A 6,181-nucleotide genomic window follows, 5' to 3' on the forward strand; every position below is an offset into this window, starting at 1 on the left:
CGGGGCGCCTAAGATCAAAAGCAGATCAAGAGCGGCTCGCTTCGCATCGTGGTTAGCGCGGGGGATACCACCAATATCGTGTAGATGGATTTTTCCGAGCAAAAGGCGGTCAGTATGATTACAGCCCTCCCGCTCCTTGCGGAAAAATCGCCGGGCAGATAGCGCAAAATGCAGGATGCACGATGGCCATTCATGCAAATTGCACGAAAATGAAAATCCTATAAATTTATAAGCTGCTGATTTATAACGATTTTTTAGAATATCCAATACTGGCACAATCACTGCACCTATCACTCCATGCTTGCCAACTTGAGCCAATGGAGCTGATAGACATGAGCCTGATCCAAGATAAATTCGCTTCGGTATTCTCCAACTACGACGTCACCACCCAGCCACGTCCGGACGGCGGCATCCTGTTGACCCTGCGCAACAGCGAAGGTAAGCAGGTCAAGCGCTCGATCTCATATCAGCAGTTGCACACTGCCGACCAACTGACTTGGGTGATCAGCGCCATTCGCCGTGACTTGGCTGAACAGGCCAGCGAACTGCCGCAGATTTCGATGTTGCAAAGCCAGAACCGCTTTGCGCTGCCGACCTATCATTCGGCCTAAGCTACAAACCTTAAAAAGGGCCGCGACGCTACTGGGCGTCGCGGCCCTTTTTTATGTCGTTAACATAAGCCCTGGCGAGCGGCCTCATTCTTTGCCTGTACACGGTTGGTGACATCCAACTTGCCGTAGATGTTGCGCAGATGAAATTTCACCGTGGCTTCAGAGGTGGCGCGAATCTGGCTGATTTCCCAGACCGTCTTGCCCTCGGAGGCCCATCGCAGGATTTCCAGCTCCGTGGCAGTCAGGGGCTTGCCGCACAAGCTCAGGCGTTTTCTGATAGCCGTCGGTACAATAACCAACGGGCGATACGTCTCCTCGGGGCCACTCATTGTTCTCTCCTTTATGTCTGCTGATGCGCTGCCACCTTTCGGATTCCTCCTATTGACAGATGACATAAACATTGGCGCTGAACAGAGAGTTACATAACGAGTGGAATCAAAGCGCACAGCACAGAACAAACAGCTTTGCCCTACAAATAATTAAGTTTCTTCCCACAGCAACTTCCAACTTGCCAGGGTTGAACATTCAGTTATCTGTGCTTAGTCATCGAGTCCTGGAAAACGTGTGGCAATCGCATCACAGGTCAACGAGGGCACAGCACCCTGGGCCGTGTTGAACAAACGCAGTGTCACACAGTGCGGGTTTTCGCCCATGTCGAACCAGTGCGGTACACCGGCCGGGATGATCAGCAAGTCATTCTTCTCACAGCGCAGGCTGTAGACAGAGTCGCCGATGTGCAGCGTAAACAGCCCCTGACCGGCGATGAAGAAACGCACCTCGTCTTCACTGTAGGTACGTTCGGCCAGGAACTGCGCACGTAACTCGTCCTTCTGTGGATGGTCTTGGGTCACGCGCACCACTTCCACAGCGGCGTAGCCGAGGGCTTTGATCTGAGCCTGGTAGGCGGCAATCATTTGAGCATCCGTGGCGCCCTTTTCTAGTGGGCTGGGCTGCCAGCGTTCGAACCGCACACCGTGTTCGGCCAGGGTCGACTGGATGTCGTCGGCATGGGTCAACACTTTGTTCGGGGTGTCCGGGGTGGCGATGGAGTAGACGGCTACATAGCTCATTGCACGGTTCCTTGGTTCGGCTCTTGCAATCGAAGGCCAATGATAATGGCGGCGGCCAGGGCCGCGAGGCTGGCGATACTGAACGTGAGGGTTGGCCCCAACAGGTTCCAGCTGTAGCCGGAATACAGGGCGCCGAGCGCGCCGCCGGTGCCGGCCAGTGCGGCATAAAGGGCCTGGCCCTGGCCTTGCTGGCGGTCGCCGAAGCTGCGTTGCACAAAGGCAATCGCCGCCGCATGGAAGCTGCCAAACGTGGCGGCGTGCATCAGTTGCGCCACCAGCAGCAGCCAGAAAACCTCGGCAAATGAACCCAGCAGCCACCAGCGCAGCGCGGCCAGCAGGAAACTGGCGAGCAGCACCCGGCGCACCGAAAAGCGCGTAAGAATACGGCTCATGGCCAGGAACATCAGCACTTCCGCCACCACCCCCAGCGCCCACAGCAGGCCGATCACGCCACGGCTGTAGCCCAAGTGCTCCAGGTGCAGGGTGAGGAAGGTGTAATACGGGCCATGGCTCATTTGCATCAGCGCCACGCAGGCATAAAACGCCAGCACGCCGGGGCTGCGTAATTGCTTGAGGAAACCCTCACCGGCCAGGCGGTTGCCGTGGCTGGCAGGCTGCGCGTTCGGTACCCAAAGGCTGGCGCCGATGATGCCGGCCATGATCACCACGACCGCCACCGGGTAAATATCCAGGCTCAGCCAATCGAACAAGCGCCCCATGACCACCACGGTGAGGATAAAACCAATGGAGCCCCACAGACGGATCTGGCTGTAGCGCGAGGTTTGCGTGTGCAGGTGGGCCAGGGTGATGACTTCAAACTGCGGCAGCACCGCGTGCCAGAAGAACGCGTGCAGGGCCATCACCAACGCCAGCCAGGCGTAGGTCTTGCTGACGAAAATCAGGCAGAAGCTGGCCAGGGTGCACACCGCGCCGAATCGCACGATGGCCAGGCGCCGGCCGGTGTAGTCGCCGATCCAGCCCCACAGGTTGGGGGCCACGCAGCGCATCAGCATGGGGATGGCCACCAGCTCGCCGATGCGTGCGCTGGAAAAGCCCAGGTGATCGAAGTACAGCGCCAGGAACGGCGCGGTCGCCCCCAGCAGGGCGAAGTAAAACAGGTAGAAGCTGGAGAGGCGCCAGTATGGGAGGGCTGGGGTCATTTTATTCAGGGCTGCTTCGCAGCCCAGCGCGAGCAAGCTCGCTCGCCACAATAAGCGCGCTCATTGCCCCAGGCGATCACAGCTGGCCCAGTATCGGGGTACTCACGCGCACATCGGCATTTTGCCCACGGTTACGCAACAGGTGATCCATCAGCACGATGGCCATCATGGCTTCGGCAATCGGTGTGGCGCGGATGCCGACGCACGGGTCGTGGCGGCCCTTGGTGATCACGTCCACCGGGTTGCCGTGCACATCGATCGAACGGCCTGGCGTGGTGATGCTCGACGTGGCCTTGAGCGCCAGGTGCGCAACGATCGGCTGGCCGGAAGAAATACCGCCGAGGATGCCGCCCGCGTTGTTGCTGAGGAAACCTTCAGGGGTCATCTCATCGCGATGCTCGGTACCGCGCTGGGAGACGCAGGCGAACCCGGCGCCGATTTCCACCCCTTTCACCGCGTTGATGCTCATCAGCGCGTGGGCCAGTTCGGCGTCGAGGCGGTCGAAGATCGGCTCGCCCAGGCCCGGCTTTACGCCCTCAGCTATTACCGTGATCTTCGCGCCGACCGAGTCCTGGTCGCGGCGCAACTGGTCCATGTAGGCTTCCAGTTCCGGCACCTTGTCCGGATCGGGGCAGAAGAAGGCGTTGTCTTCGACGCTGTCCCAGGTCTTGAACGGGATTTCAATCGGGCCCAGCTGGCTCATGTAGCCACGGATGACGATGCCCTGGGTGGCCAGGTATTTCTTGGCGATGGCGCCGGCCGCCACGCGCATGGCGGTTTCGCGTGCCGAACTGCGGCCACCGCCGCGGTAGTCGCGTTCGCCGTATTTGTGGTGGTAGGTGTAGTCGGCATGGGCCGGGCGGAACAGGTCCTTGATCGCCGAGTAGTCCTTGGACTTCTGGTCGGTGTTGCGAATCAGCAGGCCAATGGCGCAGCCCGTGGTGCGGCCTTCGAACACGCCCGAGAGGATTTCGACTTCATCCGGTTCCTGGCGCTGGGTGGTGTGGCGGCTGGTGCCGGGCTTGCGGCGGTCGAGGTCACGCTGCAGGTCGTCCAGGCTCAGTTCGAGGCCTGGCGGGCAGCCGTCGACAATGGCGACCAACGCCGGGCCATGGCTTTCGCCCGCGGTGGTGACAGTGAACAGCTTGCCGAAGGTATTGCCGGACATGCAGGGCGCTCCGTGAAATCAGTTGAATCAAGTCAACCGTAATAACTTAAGGCGGCCAGTATACGCAGGCTAACCGACTAGTTCATCCTCGAAACCTTACCGGTAGACGTTGGTCCAACCGGCACCTCTCCAATGATGGCGCTATGATGCTGCGAGTTCTGCTGTTTACCCTCACCCTGTTTACCGCCGTGGCCCAGGCCGCCTCCCCTGTGGTGCTGCAACGCCCGATCAGCCTGGACACCGGCAGCGGCCAACTCTTTGGCTCGTTGCTGTTGCCGCAATCGGATAAACCGGTGCCGGTGGTGCTGATCATCGCCGGCTCCGGCCCCACCGACCGCAACGGCAACAGCGCCGACGGCGCGCGCAATGACAGCCTCAAGCGCCTGGCCTGGGTGCTGGCCCGGCATAACATCGCCAGCGTGCGCTACGACAAGCGCGGCGTGGCCGCGAGCCTGGCGGCCACGCCAGACGAGCGCAACCTGACTCTGGAGGCCTATGTGGCCGACGCCGTGGCCTGGGGCAAGTTGCTCAAGGCCGACAAGCGCATGGGCCCGCTGATTGTGCTGGGCCACAGTGAGGGCGCGCTGGTCGCCGCCCTCGCCGCGCCGCAGTTGGAACCAGCCGGGGTCATTTCCTTGTCAGGCAGCGCCCGTCCGGTGGACCAGGTGATCCGTCAGCAACTGGCCGATCACTTGCCCCCTGCCCTGTTGCTGCGCAGTAATGAAATCCTCGATCACCTCAAGGCCGGCCAGGTGGACGCCGACGTGCCGCGCCCGCTGGAAGGCATTTTCCGACCCAGCGTGCAGCCGTATCTGATCAGCCTGTTCCGCGCCGATCCGTCGGCCGCTTTTGCCCGCCTGGACATGCCGGCGCTGATTATCCAGGGCACCAACGATATCCAGGTTGGCGTAGGCGACGCCCAACAACTGAAGCAGGCCAAGCCCGACGCGCAGTTGACGGTAATCGAAGGCATGAACCACGTGATGCGCATCGTGCCCAATAACGTGAAGCAGCAATTGGCCTCCTACAACGACCCGAAACTACCGCTGGCGGCGGAGCTGGGCCAACGTATCGTCAGCTTTATCGAAGGACTTCAACCCCGTTAAGCGGCAATTGGCCTCCAGTCCTGGGAAAAACGGCCGATAAGTCCAGAGTCGACAGTAAAAAGACTGTCGGCTCGCAGGGCTTGGACAGGATCGCGCCGCATGACAACCACCGAAACAACACCCGAATCTACTGCCGAGACCCCGGCCGCAACCGAAGCTAACGCAGCAGCGGCACTGCCGTGGGCCGACGTTCACGCCGAACATTTCAAGATGCTGCGCCTGGCCCCACTGGCCACCGACCGCGCCACCGGCGCACGGCCATTGCGCTTTGTGCAGTTCGGCTATGCCGAACGCCATGACAAACACCACAGCCTGTTGCGCATGGTCATCCAGTTACCGGGCCAGCGCGTACGACGCGAGCAGAACCACCTGGATATCTGGGTCGATCACGATAAACACCGCGTGCACTTCGGCCCCGGCAACAGCCTGGAAATCGAGCCGGCCAACCGCGGTATCGGGCGCTTCCTGGTGGCCCAAGGCGCTGCCTGGGCGAAGAAGAAGTGGTCACACTACCGCGTCGACGGCGTGGACCTGGCCAACAAAGACGCCCTCAACGAAGCCACGCGCCTGCGCCGCGATCACTTCCTGCGTATCCAGGGTTTCGATGTGGCCTACGCCGATGTGCAGCACCTCAAAGGCAATGTGCAACCGGGCAAGGTCAGCGACGTGCTGGACAGTTGGAACACCGAGAAAGTGCAGTTCGTAGAGATCCTGGAAGCCGCGCAAATGCTGCAACAGGCCGAGCAGAACCTGGCGGAGCAGGAAGTGAAACTGCGCAAGGAAGAGGAGAAAGTCACCAAGTTCAAGCGTGAGGACAGCGGGCTGCGCTTTACCATCACCTGCCTGGTGGCGTTTACGGTGTTCCAGGCGGGGTTGTTGATCTGGATTGCCACGCACCGTTAACACTGAAATACGATCCAATGTGGGAGCTGGCTTGCCTGCGATAGCGGTGGGTCAGTAGTAGAGGTGCAAGCTGACCGGCCGCTATCGCAGGCAAGCCAGCTCCCACAATTGACCGCGCCCGACCCCACACTCCACGATGCGAAGCGAGCCGCTCTTGATCTGC

The 6,181-nt window shown here is 60.6% G+C and carries 8 protein-coding genes; 3 read left to right on the forward strand and 5 right to left on the reverse strand.

The window, feature by feature from the left end; all coding sequences use genetic code 11:
• Nucleotides 1-282, reverse strand: a 282-nt coding sequence (locus tag A7K61_RS33385) for a hypothetical protein (RefSeq protein WP_218188557.1), incomplete at its 3' end; no start/stop codon positions are given.
• Nucleotides 283-332: 50 nt separating this feature from the next.
• Between A7K61_RS33385 and A7K61_RS30110 the strand changes: the two genes are divergently transcribed.
• Nucleotides 333-611 (forward strand): DUF3509 domain-containing protein, encoded by a 279-nt coding sequence (locus tag A7K61_RS30110; RefSeq protein WP_003172952.1) that lies wholly within the window; start codon nucleotides 333-335, stop codon nucleotides 609-611.
• Between the two features lie 59 nt (nucleotides 612-670).
• On the opposite strand, the gene A7K61_RS30115 is transcribed toward A7K61_RS30110, so the two are convergent.
• From A7K61_RS30115 to aroC, 4 genes are all read right to left on the reverse strand, one after another.
• A complete protein-coding gene (locus tag A7K61_RS30115) occupies nucleotides 671-940 on the reverse strand; it encodes a response regulator transcription factor (RefSeq protein ID WP_003192780.1) in 270 nt (89 codons plus the stop codon).
• Nucleotides 941-1,150: 210 nt separating this feature from the next.
• A complete protein-coding gene (locus tag A7K61_RS30120) occupies nucleotides 1,151-1,681 on the reverse strand; it encodes an acireductone dioxygenase (RefSeq protein ID WP_044270063.1) in 531 nt (176 codons plus the stop codon).
• On the reverse strand, nucleotides 1,678-2,841 hold the full coding sequence (locus A7K61_RS30125; protein WP_069558988.1) for an MFS transporter: 1,164 nt from the start codon (nucleotides 2,839-2,841) through the stop codon (nucleotides 1,678-1,680). Before A7K61_RS30125 ends, A7K61_RS30120 begins: the two co-directional genes overlap by 4 nt.
• Before the next feature lie 76 nt (nucleotides 2,842-2,917).
• Nucleotides 2,918-4,009, reverse strand: coding sequence for a chorismate synthase (aroC, locus tag A7K61_RS30130; RefSeq protein ID WP_032896019.1), 1,092 nt, complete (start codon nucleotides 4,007-4,009; stop codon nucleotides 2,918-2,920).
• A gap of 143 nt (nucleotides 4,010-4,152) precedes the next feature.
• On the opposite strand from aroC, the gene A7K61_RS30135 reads away from it, so the two are divergent.
• Both A7K61_RS30135 and A7K61_RS30140 read left to right on the forward strand, forming a co-directional pair.
• The gene (locus tag A7K61_RS30135) at nucleotides 4,153-5,115 is read left to right on the forward strand and encodes an alpha/beta hydrolase (protein ID WP_044270059.1); all 963 of its coding nucleotides are present in this window, start codon (nucleotides 4,153-4,155) and stop codon (nucleotides 5,113-5,115) included.
• Between the two features lie 99 nt (nucleotides 5,116-5,214).
• Nucleotides 5,215-6,018 (forward strand): hypothetical protein, encoded by an 804-nt coding sequence (locus A7K61_RS30140; protein ID WP_047711470.1) that lies wholly within the window; start codon nucleotides 5,215-5,217, stop codon nucleotides 6,016-6,018.
• The last annotated feature ends 163 nt before the right edge of the window (nucleotides 6,019-6,181 follow it).

The organism is Pseudomonas sp. AP42, assembly GCF_001728935.1.
GTDB classification, from domain to species: Bacteria; Pseudomonadota; Gammaproteobacteria; order Pseudomonadales; family Pseudomonadaceae; genus Aquipseudomonas; species Aquipseudomonas lactis.

What these genes read in the sequence shown, in the direction of transcription:
- A7K61_RS30140 (WP_047711470.1), top strand. Translation starts at nt 5,215, where the DNA reads ATGACAACCACCGAAACAACACCCGAATCTACTGCCGAGACCCCGGCC.
- A7K61_RS30135 (WP_044270059.1), top strand. Translation starts at nt 4,153, where the DNA reads ATGATGCTGCGAGTTCTGCTGTTTACCCTCACCCTGTTTACCGCCGTG.
- A7K61_RS30115 (WP_003192780.1), bottom strand. Translation starts at nt 940, where the DNA reads ATGAGTGGCCCCGAGGAGACGTATCGCCCGTTGGTTATTGTACCGACG.
- A7K61_RS30125 (WP_069558988.1), bottom strand. Translation starts at nt 2,841, where the DNA reads ATGACCCCAGCCCTCCCATACTGGCGCCTCTCCAGCTTCTACCTGTTT.
- A7K61_RS30110 (WP_003172952.1), top strand. Translation starts at nt 333, where the DNA reads ATGAGCCTGATCCAAGATAAATTCGCTTCGGTATTCTCCAACTACGAC.
- A7K61_RS30120 (WP_044270063.1), bottom strand. Translation starts at nt 1,681, where the DNA reads ATGAGCTATGTAGCCGTCTACTCCATCGCCACCCCGGACACCCCGAAC.
- aroC (WP_032896019.1), bottom strand. Translation starts at nt 4,009, where the DNA reads ATGTCCGGCAATACCTTCGGCAAGCTGTTCACTGTCACCACCGCGGGC.